We start from the raw sequence: 23,582 nt of genomic DNA, 5'->3' as shown, positions 1-23,582 counted from the left end.
CAGGTGCGGACACCGCTGATGGAGCTCAGCCCCGAGCAGGCCGCCCGCCTGCGGCGCCTGCTCGAGGACGAGCTGCGAGCCGCCGCCCGGGCCGCCCGCGACGACGGCGTCCCGGCCACGGTCCTGGCCGACGAGCTGGCCGCCCGCCGCCGGGCGCTCGAGGAGCTAGCCCACGATCTCGCCGATGAGCCGGACGACCCGGCCGATCAGGGCGTCCCGGGCGACGGGGTCACCGAGCAGCGCTGACAGCCGCGCCTCCGCCCAGGCCCCGGCCCCCGGCGGCCGATCGATCTCCTCCACCCCGGTCCCGTCCAGGAACAGCGTCCGCAGCACCCGCTCCACCGTCCCCGCCACGTCCCGCCCCGACGCCAGGCCCGCCGCGAGCGCCTGGACCGCCGCCGCCGCGGTCTCCACGATCCGGGTCTCGGCGATCTCCCCGGGATCGGCGGTCAGCGGTCGCGGATCGCCGGGACTGTCCCCGGGCGACCCGGCCACCGGCGCGGTCTTGCCGCCCAGCGGCCGTTCCACGTGCGCCGCGTACCAGTCCGGTCGCCGGCGCATCGCCGCCAGCACGACGTCGACCTCGGCCTGCACCCGGGCCGGGGTGCTGCCCTCCCGGTCGCCGGTGAACGCGGCCCGGTCCCGCGCCCACACCTCGATCGGCCAGAGCACCGCGCCCGCTCCGACCGGCAGCCCGACCCAGACCAGCAGGCGCAGCGCCAGCTCGTGCAGCCACGGGTCGTCGGGCAGGGCGGCGGCCAGCGTCCGGGTCATCCGCGGGCGTTGCAGGGCGCCCCGGTCGCCGCGCCGGCGGCGGTGCCCGTCGATGGTGGCGTTCGGCGCCCGGGCGGTGAGCCACGCCTCCAGGTCGTGGATCGGCCGGCTGGTCGCGAAGAGGTGATCGACGACGGCTTCCACGTCGTCGTGGAACCCGTCCAGGCAGGGACCGTCGAGCAGGCGCAGGCCCCGGGCGCAGCGCGCGTGGCCGCGGCGCTGCTCCAACCGGCGGGTGACCGCGTCGAACACGATCGGATGGGCGACGCTCCACGCCGCCCGGTAGAGCGCACGCCGGGCCGCGCCCGAGGTCGTGCCGAGCTCGCCGCGAGCGGCGAGCTCGCGCAGAGAGGCCGGTTCGCTGGAAGGTGCCCCCCACCCGTCAGCGACAGTCATCAGACCCTCACTTTCAGTTATGAAACCTCCGTCTGGCCCGCAGGTCCGGGCCGGTGGAAGCACATTGGAGCACCCTCGGGGCAGTGACTTTCCGTTATATGGCGGAGTCCGCTCAGGTCCACTCGGCGTTCTCGACCAGATCGCGCAAGCCGTCCTCGTCGAGCACCACGATCCGCCGGTACCCGGTCCGCAGCAGGCCGTCGGTGCGCAGCTGGCGCAGCGCCCGCTGGACGGTGTCCTCGCGCGCGCCGATCAGGTAGGCCAGCTCGGTCTGGGACAGCTCCACGGCGATCCGCACGCCGTCCTCGACCGCCTCGCCGCAGCTCGTGGCGATCTCCAGCAGCACCCGGGCCAGCCGCACGTGCGCCGGGAAGGCGGAGAACTCGGTGCGGCGCTCGTTCGCCCACCGCAGCCGCCGCCCGATCGTTGCCGCGACCTGCACCGCCACGTTCGGATGCCGGCCGACGAAGTCCATGAAGTCGCGCTGCCGAATCACCGTGGACACCACGTCGCCGCAGGTGGTCACGGTCGCGGTCCGCTCGCTGCCGGTGAACGCGGCGAACTCGCCGACGATGTCCCCGGGCAGCCGGATGGCCAGCAGCCGCGGCACCCCGCCGACCTGCCGGGTCACCTTGACCTGTCCCTCCCGCAGCACCTCGACCTGGGTGTCCCGATGCCCCTCGGCCAGCAGCGTGCGCCCGGCGGGCAGCCGTCGCGTGGCGCCCAGTGCGAAGAGCTCGTCCCGCTCGGCCGCGGTGATCAGGTCCAGGAAGGACCCCGGCGCCCACGCCGGCTCGCCAGCACCCGTCATGCCGACATTGCATCCGTTCGCCGGTCGGCTTCGCAACACCACAAACCGCTTTCGATACGCCCACCGCCCTCCCGGACCCGCTGGTTGCGGTTCTGCGCGCCAGGCCACCCGGGCTGTCGGCCGCCGGTCACCGCCGACCGATGCTCCGGTCCGCTGTCCACTCGCCGCCCGAAGTCCGACTTTTCCGGTACGCCCGCAGCCGTGCCCCGGGCAGCGTCCCCTGCCTCGCAGTGCACCACCCCGGCTGGCCCTGGTGGCCCTATCAAGGCGCCCGATAGGGCCGTGGGTGCCAGCCCGGTAGTCGGGGCTGGTCCTGGTGGCCCTATCGGGGCGTGGGATAGGGCCGTGGGCGCCAGCCCGGCAGTCGGGGCTGGTCCTGGTGGCCCAATCAAGGCGCCCGATAGGGCCATGAGTGCCAGCCCGGCAGTCGGGGCTGGTCCTGGTGGCCCTATCGGAGCGTGGGATAGGGCCATGGGCGCCAGCCCGGCATTCCCGCCAGCCCCGGCAGTCGGGGCTGGTCCTGGTGGCCCTATCGGGGGATGGGATAGGGCCGTGGGTGCCAGCTCGGTAGTCGGGGCTGGTCCTGGTGGCCCTATCGGGGCGTGGGATAGGGCCGTGGGTGCCAGCCCGGCATTTCTGCGAGCCCGGCCGGCTCGCGTGGCCGGGACCGGGAATTCCGCGTCGTGGGGTGACGCTGAGGTCGTACCGTCAAGCGGGTCTCAGCGGTCGTATTGGAAGATCTTGGCGGCCAGGTCGGCCATCACCTCCGTGGCCCCGGCGCCGATCCCGAGGATCCGGCTGTCGCGGTAATGCCGTTCCACCTCGGACTCGCGCAGATAACCCATCCCGCCGTGCAACTGGACCGCCTCGTCGACGACGTGCTTGCAGGCCTCGACCGCGGCGTTCTTGGCCAGGCAGACCTCGCCGGCCACCCACTCGCCGGCGGCGTGCCGGGCGGCGACCCGGCGGGTGAACGTGCGGGCCAGCTCGATCCGCTGCCGCATCTCGACCAGCTTGTGCCGGACCACCTGCCGGCTGATCAGCGGCCGGCCGAACGTGTCCCGCCGCCGCACCTGCTCCAGGGTCAGGTCCAGGCAGCGCTGGGCGACCGAGTAGGCGTGCACCGCCGCGATGATCCGCTCCGGCACGAAGACCTGGGCGATCAGCGGGAAGCCGCCGTTCTCCGCGCCGACCAGGTTGGCGGCCGGCACCCGGCAGTCGGTGAACGACAGCTCGGCGGTGTCGGAGCAGAGCCAGCCCATCTTGTCGAGCTTGCGGGACACCGCGAAGCCGGGCGTGCCGCGCTCGATCACCAGCATGCTGATCCCGGCCGAGCCGGGGCCGCCGGTGCGCACCGCGGTGGTCACGAAGTCGGCGCGGGTGCCGGAGGTGATGAACATCTTGGCGCCGTTGACCACGTAGTCGTCGCCGTCGCGGACCGCGGTGGTGCGCAGCGCACCGACGTCGGAACCGGCGTCCGGCTCGGTGACCCCGAGCGAGCACAGCACGGAGCCGGCCAGCGCGGGGCGGACGAACCGGTCGATCAGTGCCGGGTCGCCGGTCGCGATCATGTGGGGGAGCGCGATGCCGTGGGTGAACAGCGCGGCGTGGCAGCCGGACGAGCCGCCGGCCTCCAGGAACGCCTCGGTGGCGACCACCATGTCGACGGTGTCGCCGCCGTCACCACCCACCTCCTCCGGGAAGCCGACGGCATAAAGTCCCGCCTTCGCGGCGCCGGCGTGCAGCTCGCGGGGGATCTCGCCGGCTCGCTCCCAGTCGTTCAGAAAGGGCAGGACCTCTTTGCGTACGAAAGAAGCCATCGCCTCCCGCAGTGCGGTGCGTTCCGCGGTCTCGAACGGGTCTTCGTACATCCTCAGGTTCCCTTCGCGCGTTCGACGAGGGTGTCCGGGGCGCGCCGGCCGAGCAGGATCGCGGCCGCCCTCTTCCACCGGCGGATCAACAACTCGCGGCGGCCCAGCTCCCCGCTGACGATGCCGGTCATCACCAGGCCGGTCATCACCTCGAAGGTCATCTGGACCACGGTCGGCACCCGGGGGTCGTCGCCGAGCAGCGCGCTCGCCCGCTCGTGCAGCACCCCGAAGATCTCTTTCTCCACCGGCATCAGCGCGGCGCGCAGCTCGGCGTCGGTGCGGGCCGCGTTCCACAACTCCAGCGCGGCCCAGAACAGCGGGGCGGAGAAGTGGTGCCAGACGCCGTCGATGAACGCGTCCAGCTCGTCCGCGTCGTCGGGCAGCGCGGACAGCTCGGCGGCGAGCGCGTCGAGCCGCCGCCGGGCGACGTGCTGCACCGAGGCGACCAGCAGGTCGACCTTGGTGGGGAAGTGGTGCAGCAGGGTGCCGCGGGGCACGTCGGCGCGGGCCAGCACCTCGGCGGTGGTGGTCTCGGCATAACCCCGCTCGACGAGTGACTGGCACGTGGCGTCGAGGATCCGGAGCCGGGTGGCCTCGCTGCGCTGGGCTTGCGTCCGCCTCACGGCACTTACCGTACGACCTGACGGTTAGTGGAGTCCACTGCGGATTTTCCTGGCCGTTTTCGGTCTTGTCGTGATGCAGGTCACTGGATTACCGTCACGCGAGACTGTTTGGGGGTTCGTCGATGCGGTTTCGCCGCCGAGCTGTGCCCGCACCACCGCCCGTCGTCGAGCCGCCACGGCTGCTGAGCCGCCCCTGGACCCTGTCCGTCTCCGTGGCCGCGCCGCCGGAGCGGGTGCTCGCCCATCTCACGGACCCGGCGCGGATGGCGGACTGGCTGGTCATGCACAGCGGGTGGCCGGCCGCACCGCCGGGTGCGCTGGTCGAGGGCGGGCGGTTCGCGCAGCGGGTGAAGCTGATGGGGACGCCAGTCGAGGTGCGCTGGACGGTCCGGGGTCTTTCCGGCCGGACGGTCTGGCTGGACGGGACCGGGCCGATGGGGATCGAGGTCGGGGTCTACCTGTCGGTCGCGCCTTCGGATGGCGGGACGCTGGTCCGGCTCGACGGTGGGGTGCAGGGCGGGCCGACCGACGGTCCGCTGGGGCCGATGGTGGCGCGGAGTCTCACCGAGGCGTTGCGGGCTTCGCTGGAGCGGCTGGCTCGAGCCGACTTCACCGGCCCGTCCAGCGGCTCTGACCGAACTTTGACACTGATAAAGCGCGAAAAGCCCGGAACGATCAGGCATCTGCGGACGGGGCGGGAGATCGATCCGTGGACGCCCGTCATCGTCGGCATCGGTCAGTGTCGCGAGCGCACCACCAACCCGGCCGCGGGCGATCCGGTCTCTCTCGCCGCCCGCGCCATGGAGAGCGCCTCCACCGACATCCTCATCGAGCACAACCTGGTGACCTCGGCCGACACCGTCGGCTGGGTGGCCAGCGTCTCCTGGCAGTACCCGGACGGCGCCGCCCTGCTCGCCGAGCGGGTGGGCGCCCGCCCGGCCCGGACCGTCCAGACCGGACTCTTCGGCGGCGACGGCCCGCTGCGCCTGGTCAACGACCTCGCCGCCGCGATCAGCCGGGGCGAGAGCCGGATCGCGCTGATCGCCGGCGCCGAGGCCGCCGCCACCGCCGCGGCCGCGGAACGCGCCGGCAAGCCGCTGGACTGGCCGACCCAGCCCGACGGTACGGCACCGACCCGCACCCTCGGCACCGACCGGGAACCGAACAATGCCGCCGAGACCGCCGCCGGCCTGGTCTCCCCGCTGCACTTCTACGCCCTGATCGAGAACGCGCTGCGCCGCCGCGACGGGCTCAGCGTGGCCGAGCACCGGAAGAAGATCACCGAGCTCTGGTCCCGGCTCTCCCAGGCGGCCGCCGGCAACATGTACGCCTGGCTTCAGGAGTTCCGGACCCCGGAGCAGCTCGCCACCGTCGACGGCGACAACCGTCTGGTCTGCGCGCCGTACACCAAGCTGCTCGCCGCGAACCTCCAGGTCAACCAGGCCAGCGCGCTGATCGTGTGCAGCGCCGAGGTGGCGCGGGAGGCCGGGATCGACCAGCGGCTCTGGATCTTCCCGCACGTGGGGGCGCACGCCACCGACGAGTGGCACGTGACCGAGCGCGCCGACCTGACCCGCTCACCCGCCATCCACGCGATCGGCCGGGCCGTCCTTGACCACACGCGGCTCACCATCGACGACATCAGGTACCTCGACCTGTACGCCTGCTTCCCCTCCGCCGTGCAGATCGCCGCCGCCGAGCTCGGCCTGCCGATCGACGACCCGGAGCGGCCGCTGACCGTCACCGGCGGCCTCACCTTCGCCGGCGGCCCGGGCAACAACTATGCCGGGCACTCGCTGGCCAACCTGTGCTTCCGGCTGCGCCACGACCCGGGCAGCTACGGCCTGGCCACCGCGGTCGGCTGGTACATGACCAAGCACGCGGCGACGGTTCTCTCCACCGACCCGCCCGTGGGGGAGTTCCGCGACATCGACGCGGACATACGGCTGCACCGTCCCACCCGCTCGGTCGCCTTAAATGCTGATAGATCGGGCATTGTTGAGGCGTATACCGTCACCTACCGCCGGGACGGCACCCCGGAGGCCGGGATCGTCACCGAGATCCTCGACGACGGCTCCCGGGTGGTGCGGGCCACCGAACCGCTGGACGGGGATCCGTTCGACGACACCCCGGTGGCGCTGCCGCCGCCGGGGGAGCCGCCGGTGGTGGTCGAGTGGCACGGCCCGGTCACCGTGATCCGGCTCAACCGGCCCGCCGTCCGCAACGCCGTCGACCTGGCCACCGCCCGCGGCCTGGAACGCGCGATCGACGAGTTCGAGGCCGACCCGGACGCCCGGGTCGCGGTGCTCACCGGCAACGGGCCGATGTTCTGCGCCGGGATGGACCTGAAAGCCGCCGCTCGCGGCGAGTACCCGATCACCGAGGGCCGTGGCCTGCTCGGGCTGACCGCCGAACCGCCGAGGAAGCCGCTGATCGCGGCGGTCGAGGGTGCGGCGCTGGCCGGTGGGTTCGAGCTCGCGCTGGCCGCCGACCTGATCGTCGCGGCCGAGGACGCGCTGTTCGGCATTCCCGAGGTCAAGCGCGGGCTGGTCGCCGCGGCCGGGGGAGTGCTGCGGCTGGCCCGGAGCCTGCCCCGGGCGACCGCGCTGGAACTCGCGCTGACCGGGGAGCCGATGCCGGCTCGGCGGCTGCACGATCTCGGGCTGATCAACCGGGTGACTCCGGTCGGGAAGGCGTACGCAACGGCCTTCGATCTGGCGGTCTCGATCGCGGCGCACCCGGCGCTCGCCGTCCTCCTGGCCAAACGCATCGTCGACGAGCAGGGCGACTGGACGAGTGCGGAGGCCTTCGACCACCTGTCCGAGATCGCCGGTGTGGTGCTCGGCTCCGCGAGTTTCGACCTACCGAAGGCCTACCGAAGGGCTGATCGTGAGCGCTCTTGAGAACCTGCACGCGGTGCTGCGGATGCACCAGATCGGCATCGTCAACCTGCTCCGGCCCGATCATCTGGTGAGCGCCGCGATCCGCAACGGACGGCTCGGGCCGCAGGCCGCCCTGATCATGAAGGCGGCGATCGAGCACCCGCACGGGCCGGCCCTCACCGACGAGCGCGGGACGCTGAACTATCGGCAGCTGGACGAGCAGTCCAACGCGCTCGCGCACGCCCTCAAGAGCCTGGGTCTCCCGGACAGATCGGTCATCGGGGTGCTGGCGAGGGATCACCGGGGACTGGTGCTGACGATCAGCGCCGCGGCGCGTGCCGGGCTGCGGCTGGCGCTGATGAACACCGGCCTCGCGCCGCAGCAGTTCGCCGAGGTGGTGGCCCGGGAGAACGTCCGCGCGGTGCTGTACGACAGCGAGTTCGCCGATCTGATCGACGCCCTGCCGGACGCCGTCCCGCGATACCTGACCTGGGCCGACGAGGGCGCCGCCGACAAGACCATCGACATGCTGATCGCCGGGCAGCCGGTCACCCCGCTGCCGCTGCCGGACCGCCCGGCCGGTTTCATCATCCTGACCAGCGGCACCACCGGCCTGCCCAAGGGTGCCCCGCGCACCAAGGTGTCGCCGCTGGCCAGCGCGCTGATCGCGGACCGGATCCCGTTCCCGCGGCAGGGGACCATCGTGGTCGCGTCGCCGCTGTTCCACAGCACCGGGTTCGGCGCCTGGACGGTCGGGATGTCGCTCGCCGCGCACGCCGTGCTGATGCGCCGGTTCGACGCCGAGGGCATCCTGCGGGCCCTCGCCGAGCACCGGGCGCAGATGCTGGTCGCCGTGCCGACCATGCTGACCCGGATCCTGTCGCTCGGCCCGGAGATCATCGGCAAGTACGACACGTCGGCGCTGCGCACGGTCTTCGTGGCCGGCTCGCCGCTCGCGCCCGAGCTGACCAACCGGTTCCAGGACCAGTTCGGCGAGGTCATCTACAACGTGTACGGGTCCACCGAGGTCGCGGTCGCCTCGGTCGCGCAGCCGGCCGAGTCGCGCCGGGCGCCCGGGACGGTCGGGAAGCCGCCGGTCACCGTGCGCGTCGCGATCTACGACGACCAGGACCGGCGGGTCGATCGGCCGCACGTCACCGGGCGGGTGTTCGTGCGTACCGGCATCCCGTTCGAGGGCTACACCGACGGGCAGCACAAGCAGGTCATCGACGGCTACATGTCCACCGGCGACCGGGGCCACTTCGACGAGCACGGCCTGCTCTACATCGACGGCCGCGAGGACGACATGATCATTTCGGGCGGGGAGAACGTGTACCCGCTCGAAGTCGAGAACCTGCTGGCCGAGCGGGACGACGTCGTGGAGGCCGCGGTGATCGGCGTCGACGACCCGGAGTTCGGCCGCCGGCTGCGCGCCTTCATCGTCCCGACCGAGGACGCCAGCCGCGACCCGCAGGAGATCCGGGACTATGTGCGGGCGCTGCTCGCCCGCTACAAGGTCCCCCGCGACGTGGTCTTCATCGACGAGCTGCCCCGCAACCCGACCGGTAAGGTGATCCGCCGTGACCTACCCACCGGCCCCCTCCCCTGAGCAGTGGTCCCGCCTGGATCTGGGGGCCGCCGAGGCGGTGGCGAGGTCGATCGCCGCGCGGTCCGGCGCCACGCTGATCGAGGTCCGCGCGCACGAGTACGCCGGCCGGCCCGGCCCGGTCGCATTCTTCCTGGTGGCCGGCGAGCGGTTCGCGTTCGTGCCGGGCGGGGAGGTGACGGTCGGCTTCGACGGCGACCGGTTCGAGCCGACCCCGCGGCAGGCGGCCAGCTTCGCGGAGAGCGCGGACGAGTACGGCATCGAGCAGGACATCCGGCAGTTCACCGACGCGGTCACCGCCGCCCGCCGGACCGTCGTGGTGCCGCCGCTGCTGGTGGCCGTGGAAGCCGCCGAGGCGGGCGTGGTCGCGGTGCCGCCGGACCATCCGGAGATCGTCCGCCGTGTCGAGCGGGCCCGGCGGCGTCCCCGGCCGGCGGCGGAGCCCGCGCCGGGAGAGATCGAGTGGTCGGGCGCCGCCCGCGCGATCCTGCGACCTGACTGGACCGTTGAGGCTGCCTGGCTGCTCGGCAGCCCGTCCTACGACGGCGAGGTCGACCGGCTGGCCGGGCTCGGCCAGCGGCTGCTGACGCCGGACGAGTGGGAGCACGCCTGCGGCGGCGGCGTGGCCACCCTGTTCCGCTGGGGCGACGACAACCCGGACGGCGACCCGTGGTCGGCGGAGACCGGTCCGCACCGCGAACCCAACCGGTTCGGCCTCCACATCGGTCAGGATCCCTACCGCGAGGAGCGCACCGCCAGCCGGGACGTGGTGTGTGGCGGTGACGGCGGGAGCGCCGTCTGCGGTGGCGCCGGCAGCTTCCTCTCCTGGCTGACGATCGCCACGGCGTACCGCGACTCCGGCTACGACGGTGACTACGGCACGATGCGCATCCGTCCCGCGATCCCGCTGGCCTGAACGGCGGTTAGATTGGCCGGATGGCTTGGACTTTCCGGCGGGTCGGCACCGGTGACTTCGAGCTGCTCGCGCGGTGGCTGTCGCATCCGCACGTGGCGCGCTGGTGGAACCACGAGTGGTCCGCCGAGGCGGTGGAGCGGGACTTCGGGCCGTCCGCGCGCGGCGAGGAGCCGAACGAGGACTGGCTGGCGCTGCTCGCCGGACGCCCGGTCGGGCTGGTGCAGCGCTGCCTGTGGACCGACTACCCGGAGTACCTGGCCGAGATGGCGCCGGTCTACCCGGTGCCGCCGGGCGCGGTCAGCATCGACTACCTGATCGGCGAGCCGGGTGACGTGGGACGCGGCCTGGGCACCGCGATGATCGCCGCCTTCGTCGCGCGCACCTGGGCCGATCTGTCCGAGTCGTCGTGCATCGTGGTGCCGGTCGCCAGGGCGAACCGGGCGTCCTGGCGGGCCCTGGAACGGGCCGGGTTCGTGCCGGTCGCCCAGGGCGAGCTGGAGCCGGACAACCCGATCGACGACGGGCAGCACCTGGTGTTGCGGTTGGACCGCTCCGGCGGCTGGACACCAAGATCGACGGGTGGTTGAGTGGCCGCTGTGCGTGCCCGCCTCGTCCCGGTCCTGGTGGCCGCCGCTCTGCTGGCCGCCGCGGGCGGATGCGGCGGGGAGGCGCCCGATCCGCGGGAACGTCTCGCCGTGTGCCTGACGCCGACCGCCGAGCGCCCGGCCGGCAAGCAGGTCCGGATCGAGTTCCGCACCGCCGGCAAGATGGTCGCCGGCGGCTCGATCCCGGTCGGCAACGTCTTCCACGCGCCGATCCCGGCCGGCGCCGACATCGAGGTGTACGTCGACGGCAGCCTGGTCGGCGACAGCGGGTCCGCCCACGTTGCCGGGGAAGCCCTGTACCTGCGGGGCGAGGGCTGCCCGGAGATCCCGGACGTCGACGACGACGTCGAGTGACCGGCGGACGCCGAGGAGCACGCCGGGTTCCCCTCAGCCCGGTCCGCGGACCGAGGTCGGCACGGGCATGTGCAGCGCGAGCTGCCCTCGGTGACCACGTCGAGCTGGATCGTCCGCAGCGGCCGCAGGGATCGGACGTCGTCGGAGAGCCGGCCGTTGCCCAGCTCCAGGCGTACGCCCCGGGGAAAGCGGGAGGTGCCGGCGGAGAGCACGTTGGTCTGGCTGAACGTCGCGTGCCAGGCCCCGCCGATCGTCGTGTACGACGTCAGCGCCGTGACCACCTCGCCGCTGCGGTGTGCCGTCTGCCGCGGCGTGGCAGCGGACAGCGCCAGATCACCCGCCACCCGGGCGCTCGTGCGCCGTCCGTCGATGTCGACGTCGAGATCGGCCACCCACTTGGGGAAGCCGTAGCCGTCGTGCCCGCGGACCTGGGCGATCTGGCTGCTGACCGGCAGCGACAGCACGTAGGAGTACAGATGCTCGTTCGTCAGGGCCGCGACCGTGTCGACGAGGCCGAGCCCGCCGTGCCGGGCCGGCCGGACCGCGACGCCGACCGCGGCCTCGGTGTAGAAGTCGATGTCGCACACGTCGTAGCGGAAGAACATGACCGAGACCAGCCCCAGGCCGGGCGCCACTTCGAGGGGCGCCAGCTCCCTGGGCAGTCGCCCGCGGATCGCCCGGGAGGGCGCGACCATGGTGAGCCGGGCGGTGGAGATCCGGTAGTAGAAGTTGGGCGTCAGGGTCTCCCCGATCGGGGAGTCGACCCGCGCCTTGGGCAACTGCCGGAAGAAGTCGACGCTGCTCACCCGCGGGTCCCCGGCGACGACGTCGAGGTCGGCGCCCATCCGGTAGCGGTCGTACAGCCCGCCCTCGGGGACCTCGACCGGGCGGCCGCCGAGATCGACCGTGACCATCCTCTGCGCCATCGCGCCACCTCTTCATGTTTGCGGTGCTTACATGGCGAGGCTAGGGCGCGATGTAAGCATCGTCAACACTGCGGACCGACAGGATGGCGGCCAGGGCGGCGCGGACGTGGGCGGCGACCTCCTCGTCCGACCGCGCCGGGAGCTTGCCGTCCAGGTGCAGGAACGCCAGCCCGTGCGCCAGTGCCCAGCCGGCGGCCGCGAGCCCCTCGGCGTCGCCGGCCGGAAAGACCCGTGCCATGGCGAGCCGGAGCAGGTCGTGTATCTCGGCGGCGGCCTTGACCCGCTCCTCGCTGCCCTCGTCGCAGGCGTTGCCGAACATCAGCCGGAACAGGGCCGGGCGGCGCAGCGCGAAAGCGACGTAGGCGACCGCCAGGTCACCGAGGTCGTCCGGCGAGGCGGGCGGGTCCCGCCCCTCGGTCAGGTCCGCCCGCAGGTCGCGCAGGCCCTGCGCGGCCAGGGCGGACTCCAGGGCGTCGCGGTCGGCGAAGTGACGGTACGGCGCGGCGGTCGAGACGCCCGCCTCGCGCGCCACGGCGCGCAGGGAGAACGGTTCACCCGCCTCCAGCATGCCCATCGCGGCGGTCAGCAGCGCGGCGCGCAGGTCGCCGTGATGGTAGCCACTCTTCTCCGAAGTTGACACCGCTAACATCCCCTCTTTACGCTCATGTAAGCACCGTAAACATACCGCAACCCGGGAGCCATGATGTCCTCGGTCTTCACGCCCTTCACCCTCCCCAACGGCATCGAGTTGCCGAACCGGCTGGTCAAGGCCGCCATGGAGGAGAACATGGCCGTCCGCGGCCAGCTGCCGGACGCCGCGCTGTTCCGGCTCTATCGACAGTGGAGCCGGGGCGGGGTCGGCCTGATCATCACCGGCAACGTCATGGTCCACGCCGAGGCGCTCACCGGCCCCGCGGGTGTCGTCCTGGACGCTCGGGCACCGCTGGAGCCGTTCCGGGAGTGGGCGACCGCCGCCAAGAGCGGCGGCGCCCGGGTCTGGATGCAGATCAACCACCCCGGCCGGCAGGTGCGCGCCGACATGCCGGGCGTCGCCTGGGGCCCGTCCGCGATCCGGGTCGACCTCGGGAGGAACAGCAAGCGGTTCGCCGAGCCGGTGGCGATGTCGCAGCGGCAGATCGAGGAGACGGTCGCCCGGTTCGCGACCACCGCCCGCCGTGCCCACGAGGCCGGCTTCGACGGTGTGGAGATCCACGCCGCCCACGGTTACCTGCTCTCCCAGTTCCTCTCACCCTTGGCCAACCGGCGCGCCGACCGGTGGGGCGGCTCCCTGGAGAACAGGGCCCGGCTGCTGCTCGACGTCGTCCGCGCCGTGCGTGCCGTGGTGCCTGCGGAGTTCGCCGTGGCCGTCAAACTCAACTCGGCCGACTTCCAGCGCGGTGGCTTCGACGCCGACGACGCGCGAGCGGTCATCGCCATGCTGGCGCCGCTGGGCGTCGACGTCGTCGAGCTCTCCGGGGGCAGCTACGAGAGCCCGGCGATGACCGGGCAGGCCGGCGACGAGCGCACCCGCGCCCGGGAGGCGTACTTCCTGACCCTCGCCGAGGATCTGGTGCGGACGAGCGCGATTCCGCTGATGCTGACCGGGGGCGTGGTCCGCCGCCCGGTCGCGGAGGAGGTGCTGGCCGGCGGCGTCGAGCTGGTCGGCATGGGCAGCGCCCTGGCCGTCGACCCGCACCTGCCGGACAGGTGGCGCCACGACCCGGCCGCCAAGGTCGAGCTCGCGCCGGTCCGCATCGAGGACAAGGCGATCGCTTCGGCCGCGGGCATGGCCCGGGTCCGCGGGCAGCTGCGCCGCCTGGGCGCTGGCCGCCCCACCAAACCGGGCATCAGCCCCCAACTCGCGCTGCTGACCGATACGGTACGGCAGCGCGCCGCCCTGCGCCGATACCGTAGCTGGTTGCGGGACCGTCCGGCGCACTAGTGGGGAGCAGCGCATGCAGGGCTGGATCGAGCACGCCGTCTGGTGGCACGTCTATCCGCTCGGCTTCTCCGGCGCCCTCCGCGCCGGACCCGGCCACCGGCTGCCACATCTGATCGACTGGCTCGACTACGCGGTCGAGCTGGGCGCGTCCGGCCTGCAGCTCGGCCCGATCTTCGCCGCCGAGACGCACGGGTACGACACGGTGGACCACTTCACCGTCGATCCGCGGCTCGGTGACGACGCCGACTTCGACAAGCTCGCCGGCGCGGCCCGTGACCGTGGCCTGCGCCTGCTGCTCGACGGCGTGTTCAACCACGTGGGCCGCGGCTTCCAGGCCCCGGAGTCCTGGTTCCGGCGGACCGGGCCGGGATCCGCCGACCGCGCCGTCTTCGAGGGGCACGACTCACTCGTCGCCCTCGACCACGACGAGCCCGAAGTGCTCGACCACGTGGTCCGGGTGATGGATCACTGGCTGACCCGCGGCGCGTCGGGCTGGCGGCTCGACGCGGCCTACGCGGTGCCACCCCGGTTCTGGCGCGCCGCGCTGGAGCGGGTGCGGCCGCTGCACCCGGACGCCTGGTTCACCGGCGAGGTCATCCACGGCGACTACGTGGCGTACCTGCGGGACAGCGGCCTCGACTCGATCACCCAGTACGAGCTGTGGAAAGCGATCTGGAGCGGGCTCAACGACCGCAACTTCTTCGAGCTGGCCTGGGCGCTCGACCGGCACAACGACGTGCTCGGCGCGGGCCTGCCGCTCACCTTCGTCGGCAACCACGACGTGACCCGGCTGGCCACCCGCCTCACCGACGAGCGGCACGTCGGGCACGCCCTGGCCGTGCTGTTCACCGTCGGCGGCGTGCCGAGCGTCTACTACGGCGACGAACAGGCGTTCCGCGGGCTGAAGGAGGATCGCGCCGGTGGTGACGACGCGATCCGCCCGGCCTTCCCGGACCGGCCGGAGTCGCTGGCCCCGTTCGGCTGGCCGACCTATCGCCTGCACCAACGCCTGATCGGCGTGCGCCGCCGGCACTCCTGGCTCGCGCACGCCCGCACCCGAGCGATCCACCTGACCAACACGGCCGCCGCCCTGGAGTCCGCCGGCGCGGCCGACCGGCTGGTCACGCTGCTCAACGTCGGCGACGCCGCCGTCGACTTCCCGATCGATGCGGCCGAGCTGACCCTGCTCGACGCCGACACGCCCGGTGACGGGCGCGGTCGCACGACCGTCCCGGCCCACGGCTGGTCAATCCTGGGGACCTGAGCTGCCCACCGGGTATTCCAGCAGCGGGACCTCGCCGGCCCGCCAGGCGGCCTGCACCGGCTCGACGATCCGCCAGCACTGTTCGGCGACGTCGCCGCGCACCGACAGCAGCGGGTCGTCCTCGAACACCCCGCGCAGCACCTCGCCGTACGGCGGCAGCTCGCCCGGCCCGAACTCGGCCTCCAGGGTCACCGGGTCGAGCACGAAGGGGTCGCCCGGCCCGTTGATGTCGAAGTCCAGCGCCAGCCGGTCGGGTCCGAAACTGATCCGGAGCCGGTCGGGCTGGTCCGGCCCCCGGAACCCGTCCGGGATGCGCGGCGGCTCCTTGAACAGGATCACCGCCTCCTTGCGCCCGGTGCCCAGCGCCTTGCCGGAGCGCAGCCGGAACGGCACCCCGGCCCACCGCCAGTTGTCCACCGCCAGCACGATCTCGGCGAGCGTCTCGGTCTGCCGGGCCGGGTCCACCCCGGCCTCCCCCGCGTACCCCGCGTATCGGGCCCGCACGCTGGACGCCTTCGGGTCGCCGCCCCACAGCCGGACGGCCCGCAGCGCCTCCGCGATCCCGTCCCGGAACACCTGCGGGTCCAGCGACAGCGGCGCCTCCATGGTCAGCAGCGCCAGGATCTGGAGCAGATGACTCTGGATCATGTCGGCCAGCGCACCCGCCTTGTCGTAGTAACCGGCCCGCCCCTCCAGGGCCAGCTCCTCGTCGAAGACGATGTCCACCGATTCCACGTGCTCCGAGCCGAGCAGCGGTTCGAAGATCCGATTGGCGAACCGCAGTCCGAGAATGTTCAGCACGGTCGACTTGCCGAGGAAGTGGTCGACCCGGTGGATCCGCTCCTCCGGTGCGAGCCGGGTGAGCAGCCGGTTGAGCGAGGCGGCCGACGACGCGCTGGTCCCGAACGGTTTCTCCAGCACCAGCCGGGTCCCCTCGGGCAGCCCGACGTCGAGGAGCGCCTCGCACGCCTTCACGGTCACCGCGGGCGGCAACGCGAAGAAGATCGAGATCGCCCCGTCCGCCCCGTCCAGCAGCCTCCGCAGGTCGTCCGGCTGGGTGACGTCGGCCCGCACATACCGCGTCCGGTCCAGGGTTTCCGCCGCCCGCTTCGCCTTGCCGTGCTCACCGAAGGCCGTCGCCACCCGTTCCCGCCACCGCTCGGCGTCCCACTCGTCCGTCCCGGCCCCGACCAGGGTCACCGGCGGCGCGTCCCCGGCGGCCAGCAGCGCCCCGAGCCCGGGCAGCAGCAGCCGCGCCGTCAGATCCCCGGAAGCGCCCAGAATCACCAATGTCTGCGTGGCGTCCTGTTTCGTCATGACTTCCAGGGTTGCCCCACCAACCTCGAATACAACCCCGATTCGGGTACGGCGGGTCCGCCCGCCCCGCGAAGCTCTCGAACGGCCCGACCGTGGACCGGCAGCCGCCGCCGGCACCTCAGCTCCCGAGCCGCTCCCGCAGGAAGCCGGCGATCTCCTCCCGGGCGGCCCGCGCCTGCGGCACCACCCCGGGCATGCTCACGAACGCGTGCGTCGCCCCGGGGTGCTCGGTGAGCCGCACCGGCGTCCCGGCCACCCGCAGCCGCTCGGCGTAGGCCCGCCCCTGATCGGCCAGCGGATCCACGGTCGGCACCACCACCAGCGCCGGCGCCAGCCGGGCCACGTCCCAGGCGTGCAGCGGCGACACCGCCCGCGGGTCCGCCCCGTCCGGCACCGCCATCCGCTGGAGGAACCGCATCACCCCCAGGCTCAGCCCCGGGCTGTCCGCGTGCTCCCGCATCGACGGATAGTCGAACGCCGTCGCGGTCAGGTCGGTGCACGGATTGACCAGCACCTGCGCCCGCAGCGCCAGCCCGGCGTCCCGGGCGCGGAGCGCGGCCGTCCCGGCGATCGCCGCGCCGGCGCTCTCCCCGAACACCGCGACCCGGCCCGGGTCGACGCCCCACCGCGCCGCGTGCCGGAACACGTGGCACAGCACCTCCCAGGCGTCGTCGACGCCGGCGAGCAGCGGAACCGCCGGCGAGACCAGCCGGTGCTCCACCGACACCACGACGGCGGGGAGCCGGGCGGCGAGCGAGCTGTTGATCCAGTCGCTCTGCGCCGCGGTGCCCACGAAGCCGCCGCCGTGCACGTGCAGCACCAGCGGCAGCTCACCCGGCGCCGACTCCGGCCGGTGGACCCGGACCGGCACGTCCCGCCCGGTCAGCGCGACCCGCTCCCACGCGATCGTCACCCCCGGCTCTGGGAACCCGGTGATCACCCGCATCAGCCGGGACGCCCGTCGCCGGTTCTCCGTCACCTGGAGGGCGGCCAGCCGCTCGGCGGTCATGGTCGCCCAGTCCGGCTCCCGGCGCACCCGGTCCAGCAGCCGCACCGCCAGCGGCGCCTCGATCGTGTTCGGCATCGGCCCTCCCCAATTACGCTACCTTCGGTATCGATACTAAAGGTAGCGTAATTGATAGGGTGCTGCCATGCCCAGCACCGCCGAACCCGCCCGCCCGCCCGGCCGGCCCCGCGCCGGCGTCGACGCGACCGTCTTCGCCGCGACCCTGCGCACCGTCGACGAGGTGGGGTACACGCGCGCCACGGTCGACCGGATCGCCGCCACGGCCGGCGTCGCGAAGACCACGATCTACCGGCGCTGGCCGTCCAAGGGCGAGCTGATCGTGGCCTGCCTGCTGGACGCCTTCGGCCCGGTGCCGCTGACCGGCGCCACCCGCGGCGAGATCCTGGCGAACGCCGTGCGCTGGATCGACGCCCTGATCGGGGAGCCCGGCATCGGCGCGGCCTTCGCCGGTGTCTTCACCGACGCGGTCAACGACCCGGCGCTGCGCGAGATCCTGGCCACCCGTTTCCAGGATCCGTACCGGCTCGCCTTGCAGGACGCGCTCGGCGAGCCGGAGCACCGCGTGCTCTTCCTCATCGACGTGATCGTCGGCACGCTGCTGCACCGTCTGGGCATGACCGGCGAGCCGATGGCGCGGCGCGACGTGGACGCCCTGATCGCGATCACCCGGCATGCCTTGGAAGGCTGATCGACCCCTATGTAGAAAAAGTTGCTAGGGCTATGTAGCGTATGCCGGCATGGCGTCACCCCTACGAATGACGGCCGCCCTGGCCGGGGTCATCCAGGTGTTTCTGGACGACCCCGCCGCCGAGCGCTACGGCCTCGACATCATGCAGGCGACCGGCTGCCCCAGCGGCACGGTCTACCCGATCCTGATGCGACTCCATCGAGCCGGCTGGCTCGAGTCGCACTGGGAGGAGATCGACCCGTCGCTGGCCGGACGGCCGGCCCGCCGGTGGCACCGGCTCACCCCGGACGCGGCCACCACGGCCCGGACCGAGCTCGCGGCGTACCGTCAGCGGCACGCGACCGCGGGCGCCGCGGTGAAGGCGAGGCCGACATGGGTTTCCTGACCCGGCTGACCGCCGCCTGCCTGCGCGCGGCGGCCCGGCGCTGGCCCGCCGACCTGCGCGACGACCTGGCCCGGGAGTGGGCCGCCGAGCTCGCCGCCCTGGAGGGCCGGTCCGGCACCGCCTGGCGGCGGCTCGCCTTCGCGATCAGCCTCGCCGTCACGCCGCTGACCTTCGACGAGGAGGGCGCGCCGCGCGGCGGCTGGGAGTGGCTGCGGGCCGGCGCCGCGCTGCGGTCGGCGTCGCAGGTGGCGCTGGCCGGCGCGTTCGGGATGGGCCTCGCCATGGTCGTCCGGTCGATGCTGGGCAGCGTGCTCTCCGATTACGGCGACAATGAGAACTCCTGGCTGCTCATCGGGGCGCTGACGGGCATCGGCATGGCCGTGCTGATGTCCGGTTACGCCGTCCTGGCCGGCCGGTGGATCGGCCGGCGCGGGGCGCCCGACCCCGGCCCGGCCGGCAGCCTGGGTGTCGCCGCCACGGTGGTGCTGCCGCTGGCCGCGCTGCACTCGTTCTTCCTCCTGGTGCGCAGCGAGGGCATCTTCCTGAACTGCCTGCTCGCCGCCGGCGCCTGGGCGATCCTGATGATCCCGCTGGTCGCGGCCACCGTGCGAGCGCTCAGCGCCGGCCGGCACACCCGAGCCTGGGCGCTGGCCGTGGTGGGCGTCCCGCTCGCCTCGGCGCTGCCGGTCGCCCCGCTCTACCTCGGCGACTCACTGGTGATCGAGCCGATCTACGTGCTGTCCGGCGTGGTCGACATGGTCGCCTTCCTGCTGCCCTGGTCGGTGTTCGCCGTGGTGTTCGCCCGGGCCACGGTCCGCCGGTGGGCCAGCCCGGTGGTGCCGGCCGACCCGGAACCCGAGCCGGTCCCGGTGGACCGGGCCGCCGCGCCGGCGCCCTGGTGGCGGCCGGCCCTGGAAAGGTTCGTGCTCGCCGGTCTGGCCTCCGCCGGTGCGGCGTTGTGGGCGCTGGGCGTGACCGTGCTCCAGCCGCTCAGCGAGCCGGTCCACGATCTGGACGCGACCGGGGAGAACAACACGTACTGGGCTCGGGAGCTGCGCTGGGGCGCGCTCTTCGCGGTGCTGATGATCCTGCTGGTCGCCGTGCGCGGCGACCGCCGGGCCACCCGGCGGGTGCTGTTGGGCGGCCTGCTCTGGCTGGTGGTCGACATCCAGCTCGACCGGATCGATCCCACCTCGGGCACCGTCCTGCTCGCCGCCGTCGCGGTGGTGGCCGCGCTGGTGGCCGGCACCGTTCCGGTCGTGCCCCGCCACCGGGTGCTGCTGACCGTGGCGCTGACCGCCGCCGTGATGGCCGCGCTGGCCACCGAGACCGAGTCGCCGACCGACGTGGAGCGCGCGCTCAACCTCGGCAGCGCGGCGGTCGGCTCGCTGCTGGCCATGGTCGCGGTCGCCGTCGCGGTCCGCGCGGCCGGGACGGTCAGCCGGCTGCGCGGCGCCGTGGCGCTGCTCTTCGGCGCTCTCGCCGGGGCCGGGCCGTGGCTGATCCGGCTGCGCCATCCGCAGCCGGACGACGGCCGGTTCCAGGAGATCCTGCTGCTGATCGTCCTGCTGCTGTTCGCGGTCGTGGTGCTGGCCGGCCCGCGTCCCCGGCACTGGCGGGACTGGTTGCGGTACCCGGCGTCGACGGCGATGGCCGTGGTCGTCGTCCCGGTGGTGCTGGTGCCGTTGCTGTACGCGTCCATCGCCCTGCCGGTCGCCGCCCTCTTCACCGCTCTGGCCGGCAACCCGCCGGTCAACGGCGCCGACACCGACCTGATCGCGGTCCTGATGGCCATCCCGGCCGGCCTGGTCGCCGGCCGCCTGCCGCTGACCCGTCCCTACCCGCCGGGTCGCACCCGCGTGGCCCGGCCGGTGCCCCCGCCGCGGCCCGTCCTGGTGCCACCGGACCCGAGCTGACCGGCCGTCCGTATGGGGGGGGACCGGCGCCGGCGATCGCTCGCCGGCGCCGGTCCGGGCGTACCGGAAACTCGGTTTTAAGGTTTCTTAAGGGTTTGATCGGGACCGATCGGTTGACCCGGGTATCGACCGCCTGCTTTATTGGCAACCAACTTGCCAATTCCCCCTCAGGCAAGGCCGATCCCTATCGCATCGAGGTCTCTCCCATGCGCAAGCGCACTCTGCTGGCCCTCGCCGTCTCGACGGTCGTCGTCGGCGGGCTCGGCGTCGCGGGCATCACCGCCGCGTCGGCGGCCACCCTCGACCCGGCCCTGCCGCCCGGTGGCAACTTCGACCTGTCCGTCTGGCAGCTCCAGCTGCCCACCGGCTCACCCGGCAAGCCGGACACCATCCCGCCGGCGCAGCTCAAGGGCACGAACGGGTACAGCAACCCGGCATACTTCTGGACCGACAAGAACGACGGGTCGATGACCTTCTGGGCGCCGGAGAAGGGCGTCACCACGCCGAACTCCAACTACGCCCGCTCCGAGCTGCGCGAGATGAACCCCAACGGCAGCGCCGCGGACTGGACCCTGGCCGGCAACCACACGCTCAGCGCCCAGCTGCGGATCCCGTCGGTCACCAAGAACGTCTGCGTCGGCCAGGTGCACCTCGGCTCCGGCGGCTCGTCGACCAAGCCGCTGCTGGAGCTGTACTACCGGCCGAACGGCGACATCTACCTCGGCACCGAGAACTCGCCCGCCGGCGGGCAGACCCTGCACAAGGTGGGGAACGTGGCGCTCGGGGTGAAGTGGGCCTACGTCATCAACGTGACCGGCAACACCATCAACCTGACCGTGAACGGGACCAGGACCAGCTACCCGATCCCGTCCTCGTTCAACCCCTACCGGCAGTACTTCAAGGCCGGCTCCTACAATCAGTCCTCGTCGGACAGCACCACGAACGGCGCGAAGGTCAAGTTCTACAGCCTGACCGTCAAGCACGGCTGAGCGCGGGCGGGCCGGGAACCGGGCGAACCGCCCCGGCCCGGCCCGCCGTCGTGAGAACGTCAGAGGGGAACCGAGGAGGAAACCATGATCACGGTGTCCGCCGGAAGCACCCTCACCCTGCGCTGCCCGGACATGGAGACGATCCCGCTGATCTGCCTCGCCGAGGCGAAGGCGCCGTTCATCGCCGACCTGCCGCCGATGCCGGTGCTCACCTTCGACGACCCCGGCCCCGGCGTCCGCCGTTACGGCATCCTGGAGCTGACCAGCAACGCCGGCGTCGCCTGGGTCGAGGCGGAGCTGCGCGGCGGCCTGATCACCGTGCTCGGCGACTCACCGACCGGCGTGGTCCAGCGCCGCGACTCGCCCCGGCGCCCCGGCTCCTACCCGGCTACCGGCACCGCGCAGGTGGACACCGGTGCGGACCAGCGCCTGGTCGCGCTGGCCGGCGAGGTCCAGGACATCTCCACCAGCGGCCTGCTGCTGCGCGCGACGGCCGGCGAGGACAGTCCGCACCTGCCCTCGGCGATCCTGCGGACGCTGCTGCACGTCACCATGCCGTGGGGCGAGATGACCGCCGCGGTGAGCACCGTCGACCAGCGCTCCGACCAGCTCCGCGGCACCTTCGAGTGGATCGACCCGGGCGACGCCAAGGCGCTCGCCGCGTTCGTCCTCGGCCGCGCCTGATGCGCTCGCCGCGTTCGTGCCCGGCCGCGCCTGATGCGCTCGCCGCGTTCGTGCCCGGCCGCGCCTGATGCATGAGTCTTGCCGAGCCGGGCAATGATCGAAGTATGACCTGGCTGGAATTCGCGCTGCTGCACACGCCGGCACCGACCACGGTGCGCGTCACCGCCCGCCACGGCAACCGCTACGCCGAACCCACCGTGATCGGCCCCGTCGTGGTCAACCCCACCCGGACCGTGGTCTTCTGCCCACCGGACACCGACGTCCCACCCGGCTCCCTGGTCACCCTGCCGACCGGCCAGACCACCCGGGTCCGCGCGACGTGCCGGCTGGACGCGCTCGGCTTCCGCCTGCCCGGCCACCTCCAGCTCGACCTCGAACAGCCCGCGATGACCTGACCGCCGTCTCAGGCGGTTTCGGCCGGCTTGCGCTCCGGGCGGCGCCGGCGGTCACGCACATAGATGACCGCCGTCTTGCCCTTCTCGGTCGGCCGGCGCTCCGATTCGAACAGGCCGACGGCGGTGAGCAGATCGCTCAATTTCGTGTACCCCCAGTTCCGCGCGTCGAAATCGGGACTCTGCTTGGTCAGGATGTGCCCGACCGCCGCCAGCGCCGCCCACCCGTCGTCGTCCGAGGCCGCCTCCACCGCATTACGCAGTTTGTTGACGAGCGCGCTGTCCGACCGCAACGGCGCGGTGCCGGCCGCGGGCCGGGGCGCGACCGGCGAATCGTCCGGCTCCGCGGTCAGGTTCTCCGAATAGATGAACTTGTCGCACGCCGCCACGAACGGTTTCGGCGTCTTCCGCTCCCCGAACCCGTACACGATCAGCCCGGACTCCCGGATCCGCGCCGCCAGCCGGGTGAAGTCACTGTCACTGGAGACGATGCAGAACCCGTCCAGCCGCCCGGAGTACAACAGATCCATCGCATCGATGACCATCGCCGCGTCGGTGGCGTTCTTCCCGGTGGTGTAGGCGAACTGCTGAATCGGCTGAATACTGTAGGCGAGCAGGTGCTCCTTCCACCCGCGCAGATTCGTCCCGGTCCAGTCGCCATAGGCCCGCTTCACGTGCGCGGTCCCATATTTCGCCACCTCGGCCAGCAGCCCCTCGACAATCGACGGCTGCGCATTGTCCGCGTCGATGAGCACGGCGAGGCGGGCGGTTTCAGTGCTGACGGTCATCGGTTCTCCTGCTCGCGGTTGTCCGCTTACGGTAGGCGATTCTCACCGCCAACCCGCATTTTGTACGCCTACCCCTGAGCCAACCACAACGACCCTGTCCCGTGGCTGCACGCGAGGCACGCTCGCCGCAAGACCGCCCGGCGACCGCCGGGCTGAATCCCGGCTCCCGGTCGCCGGTCCCGCATCCCGCGCCAGTTCCGGGTCCTGTCGATCCATGCGTCCCACTTGCCGCGCCGGTTCTCGGTCCGGTCGGTCCGTGCGCCCCCGTCTCGCGCCGGTTCTCGGTCCGGTCGGTCCGTGCGCCCCCGTCTCGCGCCGATTCCGGTTCGGTCGGCCCGTGTGTCGCGCGCCGGTTCCCGGTCCTGTCGGTCCGTGCGTCCCGCAGTCGGCTCCGCTTTCCGGTCCGTCGGCCCGCGGGTTTCGCCG

General features: G+C 72.7%; 22 protein-coding genes and 1 pseudogene. 14 read left to right on the top strand and 9 right to left on the bottom strand.

Annotated elements, in window-relative coordinates; translation table 11 throughout:
* The first annotated feature begins 3 nt into the window (after positions 1 to 3).
* Positions 4 to 246 (top strand): hypothetical protein, encoded by a 243-nt coding sequence (locus Aiant_RS08395; protein WP_189332579.1) that lies wholly within the window; start codon positions 4 to 6, stop codon positions 244 to 246.
* Here Aiant_RS08395 and Aiant_RS08390 read toward each other — a convergent pair.
* The 4 genes from Aiant_RS08390 to Aiant_RS08375 form a co-directional block, all read right to left on the bottom strand.
* Positions 166 to 1,170 carry a hypothetical protein gene (locus Aiant_RS08390; protein WP_189332580.1) on the bottom strand — a complete coding sequence of 335 codons (1,005 nt, stop codon included), beginning with the start codon at positions 1,168 to 1,170 and terminating at the stop codon, positions 166 to 168. The genes Aiant_RS08395 and Aiant_RS08390 overlap by 81 nt on opposite strands.
* Before the next feature lie 112 nt (positions 1,171 to 1,282).
* Positions 1,283 to 1,981 carry a Crp/Fnr family transcriptional regulator gene (locus tag Aiant_RS08385; protein WP_189332581.1) on the bottom strand — a complete coding sequence of 233 codons (699 nt, stop codon included), beginning with the start codon at positions 1,979 to 1,981 and terminating at the stop codon, positions 1,283 to 1,285.
* Positions 1,982 to 2,700: 719 nt separating this feature from the next.
* Positions 2,701 to 3,852 (bottom strand): acyl-CoA dehydrogenase family protein, encoded by a 1,152-nt coding sequence (locus Aiant_RS08380; RefSeq protein WP_189332582.1) that lies wholly within the window; start codon positions 3,850 to 3,852, stop codon positions 2,701 to 2,703.
* 2 nt (positions 3,853 to 3,854) lie between these two features.
* Entirely contained in the window at positions 3,855 to 4,475 is a 621-nt protein-coding gene (locus Aiant_RS08375; protein ID WP_189332583.1) for a TetR/AcrR family transcriptional regulator, read from the bottom strand.
* 122 nt (positions 4,476 to 4,597) lie between these two features.
* Here Aiant_RS08375 and Aiant_RS08370 point away from each other — a divergent pair, with 122 nt between their 5' ends.
* The 5 genes from Aiant_RS08370 to Aiant_RS08350 are packed head-to-tail and all read left to right on the top strand — an operon-like array spanning position 4,598 to position 10,838.
* Positions 4,598 to 7,378: a type II toxin-antitoxin system Rv0910 family toxin gene (locus Aiant_RS08370; RefSeq protein ID WP_189332584.1), complete on the top strand. Its 2,781-nt coding sequence runs from the start codon at positions 4,598 to 4,600 to the stop codon at positions 7,376 to 7,378.
* Entirely contained in the window at positions 7,365 to 8,966 is a 1,602-nt protein-coding gene (locus tag Aiant_RS08365; protein ID WP_189332585.1) for an acyl-CoA synthetase, read from the top strand. Before Aiant_RS08370 ends, Aiant_RS08365 begins: the two co-directional genes overlap by 14 nt.
* Positions 8,938 to 9,879: a hypothetical protein gene (locus Aiant_RS08360; RefSeq protein ID WP_189332586.1), complete on the top strand. Its 942-nt coding sequence runs from the start codon at positions 8,938 to 8,940 to the stop codon at positions 9,877 to 9,879. Before Aiant_RS08365 ends, Aiant_RS08360 begins: the two co-directional genes overlap by 29 nt.
* Before the next feature lie 20 nt (positions 9,880 to 9,899).
* Positions 9,900 to 10,466, top strand: a complete 567-nt coding sequence (locus tag Aiant_RS08355; protein ID WP_189332587.1) for a GNAT family N-acetyltransferase — start codon at positions 9,900 to 9,902, stop codon at positions 10,464 to 10,466.
* Positions 10,467 to 10,838, top strand: a complete 372-nt coding sequence (locus tag Aiant_RS08350; RefSeq protein WP_189332588.1) for a hypothetical protein — start codon at positions 10,467 to 10,469, stop codon at positions 10,836 to 10,838.
* 398 nt (positions 10,839 to 11,236) lie between these two features.
* Here Aiant_RS08350 and Aiant_RS46985 read toward each other — a convergent pair.
* Together Aiant_RS46985 and Aiant_RS08345 are read right to left on the bottom strand one after the other, a co-directional pair.
* Positions 11,237 to 11,533, bottom strand: a pseudogene (locus Aiant_RS46985) (acetoacetate decarboxylase family protein); the annotation flags it as partial.
* A 271-nt stretch (positions 11,534 to 11,804) separates the two neighbouring features.
* The gene (locus Aiant_RS08345) at positions 11,805 to 12,404 is read right to left on the bottom strand and encodes a TetR/AcrR family transcriptional regulator (protein WP_189332589.1); all 600 of its coding nucleotides are present in this window, start codon (positions 12,402 to 12,404) and stop codon (positions 11,805 to 11,807) included.
* A gap of 60 nt (positions 12,405 to 12,464) precedes the next feature.
* Here Aiant_RS08345 and Aiant_RS08340 point away from each other — a divergent pair, with 60 nt between their 5' ends.
* The gene (locus Aiant_RS08340; RefSeq protein ID WP_189332590.1) at positions 12,465 to 13,706 is read left to right on the top strand and encodes an NADH:flavin oxidoreductase/NADH oxidase family protein; all 1,242 of its coding nucleotides are present in this window, start codon (positions 12,465 to 12,467) and stop codon (positions 13,704 to 13,706) included.
* Between the two features lie 13 nt (positions 13,707 to 13,719).
* Entirely contained in the window at positions 13,720 to 14,970 is a 1,251-nt protein-coding gene (locus Aiant_RS08335; RefSeq protein ID WP_189332591.1) for an alpha-amylase family glycosyl hydrolase, read from the top strand.
* On the opposite strand, the gene Aiant_RS08330 is transcribed toward Aiant_RS08335, so the two are convergent.
* Both Aiant_RS08330 and Aiant_RS08325 read right to left on the bottom strand, forming a co-directional pair.
* Complete coding sequence (locus Aiant_RS08330) at positions 14,953 to 16,287, bottom strand: glucose-6-phosphate dehydrogenase (protein ID WP_189332592.1); 1,335 nt, start codon at positions 16,285 to 16,287, stop codon at positions 14,953 to 14,955. The two genes, Aiant_RS08335 and Aiant_RS08330, sit on opposite strands and share 18 nt — an antisense overlap.
* 118 nt (positions 16,288 to 16,405) lie before the next feature.
* Positions 16,406 to 17,371 carry an alpha/beta hydrolase gene (locus tag Aiant_RS08325; RefSeq protein ID WP_189332593.1) on the bottom strand — a complete coding sequence of 322 codons (966 nt, stop codon included), beginning with the start codon at positions 17,369 to 17,371 and terminating at the stop codon, positions 16,406 to 16,408.
* Positions 17,372 to 17,438: 67 nt separating this feature from the next.
* Here Aiant_RS08325 and Aiant_RS08320 point away from each other — a divergent pair, with 67 nt between their 5' ends.
* The 6 genes from Aiant_RS08320 to Aiant_RS08295 all read left to right on the top strand — a co-directional run bounded on the left by Aiant_RS08320 (position 17,439) and on the right by Aiant_RS08295 (position 22,371).
* Complete coding sequence (locus Aiant_RS08320; RefSeq protein ID WP_189332594.1) at positions 17,439 to 18,002, top strand: TetR/AcrR family transcriptional regulator; 564 nt, start codon at positions 17,439 to 17,441, stop codon at positions 18,000 to 18,002.
* Positions 18,003 to 18,051: 49 nt separating this feature from the next.
* The gene (locus Aiant_RS08315; RefSeq protein WP_189332595.1) at positions 18,052 to 18,387 is read left to right on the top strand and encodes a PadR family transcriptional regulator; all 336 of its coding nucleotides are present in this window, start codon (positions 18,052 to 18,054) and stop codon (positions 18,385 to 18,387) included.
* Positions 18,375 to 20,303 (top strand): hypothetical protein, encoded by a 1,929-nt coding sequence (locus tag Aiant_RS08310; protein ID WP_189332596.1) that lies wholly within the window; start codon positions 18,375 to 18,377, stop codon positions 20,301 to 20,303. The genes Aiant_RS08315 and Aiant_RS08310 overlap by 13 nt, the downstream gene beginning before the upstream one ends.
* 206 nt (positions 20,304 to 20,509) lie before the next feature.
* The gene (locus Aiant_RS08305; RefSeq protein ID WP_189332597.1) at positions 20,510 to 21,292 is read left to right on the top strand and encodes a polysaccharide lyase family 7 protein; all 783 of its coding nucleotides are present in this window, start codon (positions 20,510 to 20,512) and stop codon (positions 21,290 to 21,292) included.
* 84 nt (positions 21,293 to 21,376) lie between these two features.
* Complete coding sequence (locus Aiant_RS08300) at positions 21,377 to 21,976, top strand: PilZ domain-containing protein (protein WP_189332598.1); 600 nt, start codon at positions 21,377 to 21,379, stop codon at positions 21,974 to 21,976.
* A gap of 104 nt (positions 21,977 to 22,080) precedes the next feature.
* Entirely contained in the window at positions 22,081 to 22,371 is a 291-nt protein-coding gene (locus Aiant_RS08295; RefSeq protein ID WP_189332599.1) for a hypothetical protein, read from the top strand.
* An 8-nt stretch (positions 22,372 to 22,379) separates the two neighbouring features.
* Here Aiant_RS08295 and Aiant_RS08290 read toward each other — a convergent pair whose 3' ends face one another.
* Positions 22,380 to 23,156 carry an NYN domain-containing protein gene (locus Aiant_RS08290; RefSeq protein ID WP_189332600.1) on the bottom strand — a complete coding sequence of 259 codons (777 nt, stop codon included), beginning with the start codon at positions 23,154 to 23,156 and terminating at the stop codon, positions 22,380 to 22,382.
* Between the last annotated feature and the right edge of the window lie 426 nt (positions 23,157 to 23,582).

The organism is Actinoplanes ianthinogenes (genome assembly GCF_018324205.1).
In the GTDB taxonomy this organism is placed as follows: domain Bacteria; phylum Actinomycetota; class Actinomycetes; order Mycobacteriales; family Micromonosporaceae; genus Actinoplanes; species Actinoplanes ianthinogenes.
This window is presented reverse-complemented; position numbering and strand designations above follow the sequence as displayed.